3 protein-coding genes are annotated in these 2812 nt (G+C 29.9%); all 3 read right to left on the bottom strand.

The features are described from left to right. Positions 1-191 precede the first annotated feature (191 nt). The 3 genes from KFV11_RS11650 to KFV11_RS11640 all read right to left on the bottom strand — a co-directional run bounded on the left by KFV11_RS11650 (position 192) and on the right by KFV11_RS11640 (position 2782). A complete protein-coding gene (locus KFV11_RS11650) occupies positions 192-716 on the bottom strand; it encodes a helix-turn-helix domain-containing protein (RefSeq protein ID WP_254250652.1) in 525 nt (174 codons plus the stop codon). A gap of 273 nt (positions 717-989) precedes the next feature. Next, positions 990-1208 carry a hypothetical protein gene (locus KFV11_RS11645; protein WP_254250651.1) on the bottom strand — a complete coding sequence of 73 codons (219 nt, stop codon included), beginning with the start codon at positions 1206-1208 and terminating at the stop codon, positions 990-992. 650 nt (positions 1209-1858) lie between these two features. Beyond that, complete coding sequence (locus tag KFV11_RS11640) at positions 1859-2782, bottom strand: protein rep (RefSeq protein ID WP_254250653.1); 924 nt, start codon at positions 2780-2782, stop codon at positions 1859-1861. Positions 2783-2812: the final 30 nt, after the last annotated feature.

Genomic DNA, 2812 nt, shown 5'->3' with positions numbered 1-2812 from the left:
TTATAGCAAAAAACAGTTGCTTTTTCTCCTCTCTATTTTTGATTTTGATTCGACACCTTAATCATAAAATAGTATGCTGGAAAAAGCAACTTTTTTTGTGTTTTAAACCAATAATATCAACGGTTTGACGTCGACGTGAATCGCCGTGAATAATTACCTATATTATCAAGATAAGAAAATAAGGATTTCACTTAAGTGAAATCCTTATTTTTTTTAACAGACTTAAACGACTTAATCCCGACTGTAAGAGGATATTTTTTATCAAGATATTTTGATATAAATACCGATAAAAAATATTTTAAAAAAGCTATGGATAAAACTAAAATAGAGACCCATATAATTCCATATATTTCTCTATAATTAATACTAGGAACAGTAGAAATAAACTTTGCAAAAAAAGTTAATATAAAAAAGATCACACCAATTGAAAACAGTCTTATAGCAAACATTTCATTTTTTCTGTAATTAATTTGTAATTCTTGTTCCTGAGATAACTCCATAATCTCTACCTCCTTTTCTTTCGATTCAACCGATTCAAATAATTCATTCACAGTAACTCCTAATGCATTAGAAACACATTTCAAAGTTTCTTTACTAACCTCTTCACCTGCCTCAATTCTTTGAATAGTTCTAACTGTTACGTGTGCTTCATCAGCTAAATTTTCTTGTGTTAAAAATCTCTTTTTTCTAAGTTCTGATACCAATGATTTATTCATAAATAAATTATAACTCTTAATACAAATTAGATACACGACAACTACATGACAGTCACACGACAACCACCCGACATAGAAAAATGCTATATTTATTCCAATCTCTTTTTCAGCATAAAAGTATTCCTAATTTTTATATCAAAAAGCGTTAAATTCCAAATTGATTCACAATTTTTAGTCGCCACACGAACTATAGCGATTAAACAGCATGTTTGCCCATTTTTTGAATGAAAACGAAGTTTGCATGTAAATGGGCAGTACCTGAAAAATCTATCTCTAAATTTCTCCCATTTCCTCTAAATCTTCGAATAATGTTACGAAATGTTCTCGACAATTCAAACAAACAACTTTCTTTTCTAGTCCACCAGGTAAATTAAGTTCACTTAGTTTATCCCCACAAATATGACATCTAATTTTGATGTCTTCATCTCCACCAACTAAATCAATAGCATAAGCGTTATATTTTTCTATTTCTTTTTCAGTAAAAATTCTCATAGATTTTCCCCTTTTTTCAAAAAATTTTATTTAAAAAATTATAGCATTTATTCCAATTTCCTTTTGACATGGAGCCTCTGCACCCCCAAACCCCCAAGAGCCATGTTCGGTCGAATTGATAGCTGTCGCTACCAACTCGCCTGAACGGCTCTAAGTTTATTTGGGGGTGCTACTCCATATCAAAAGTTTTCTCGGCATAAAAGATCGTTGCACCTTTTTTCAACTTCGCAGATTAATTCTCTAGAAAAAATCAAAACTATTTATGCTTATTTTTAATTTTAAGCCCATTTAAGCCGATTTAAGTATTTTTCTAGTAAAAAAGTACTTAGAATTCAAAAACGGCTCTTAAAACGCAAATATGAGCCAAATAATTAAATTTTAATTTTCATCAGTGTCTACGATTTTTTAGACACTGCCCAGTTACATGCAAATTAAAAATTTGGCATAAAATCGTGTTAAAATTTGCATTTCACAGGGCAAACTTGCAGTTTGATCGCATAGTTCTCGCAGAGGCTAAAATTAAAAATAAAGGAGAATGATATGGAGTTTATATTTAAAATTTTTATATATTCAATCGACATGTTAATTCATATTTCTTTAACTTTGCTTAATAAAAACAAAAAAATAAAACACTGAAATATTTCAGTGTTTTATTTTTCTTCTTCAATTTCGTTGATTGTCTGATGATTAATTTTTCTTTTTTCTTCTTCGGTCAATTCGTGAAGTTCACTCGCCAGGTACTCTTTCTGATTCCAAATATAATAAATTTGATACAAATATTCAGTTGGATCAATTTCTTTAAGATAATCTAACTCGCCATTTTTTAATTTTTTTCTCGCCTCTTTAAAAAGTCCTGAATACACTAGAATCTGCTTACCTTTTAAAGATTTATAATACGCATCAAATATTTTTTGATTGATAAGATAATCGCTATCTTTACCCGAATACTTCGCCATTTCGTATAATTCTTTGTTGTTATTCTGCTTAATTTTTTGAACATGGACTTGCGTGATCTCCGGCATTCCTGTGACATCTCGCCACATTTCAAGCCATTCTTTTTGTGAAATATAAACCTTAGAATCTTTAAAATAAGATTTATTTACAGCAATCAACACATGAAAATGCGGATTAAAATCATCTCGTTGCTTGTTGTATGTGATTTCTAGTTTTCTGACGTAACCTTTCATCATCGCTTTAACATTTTTTCTTTTCACTAACTTTCCAAACGATAAATTATATTTCTGTATTTCATTTTCTAATTCTTCAGCTTTCACATTTGGTGTTGTTAAGGTTAAGAAAATAAATTCTTTTTTCTCTTCCTGTTTAATGTACTGCATCATCAAGGAAAGTCCTAATGCATCTTTTCTCGCTCTTCTCCAAGCACACATCGGACAGAAACGATTTTTACACATATTATTTTTATACAGTCTTTTTTTTGTCTGTTCTTTATCCGTCACGAACGCTAAAAATGTGTTACAGTCCTTAATCAGATCCATCTGTTTTTCCCCTACAAATTTTTTAATAAAGTTCTGAAACACTTGATTTCTCTTCTTTTTCTCAGTATACTTTTCCATATCAGATATATAAAACAACTTAAGAGTTTT

The sequence above is a fragment of the Macrococcus equipercicus genome, assembly GCF_024205945.1.
GTDB classification, from domain to species: domain Bacteria; phylum Bacillota; class Bacilli; order Staphylococcales; family Staphylococcaceae; genus Macrococcus; species Macrococcus equipercicus.
This window is presented reverse-complemented; position numbering and strand designations above follow the sequence as displayed.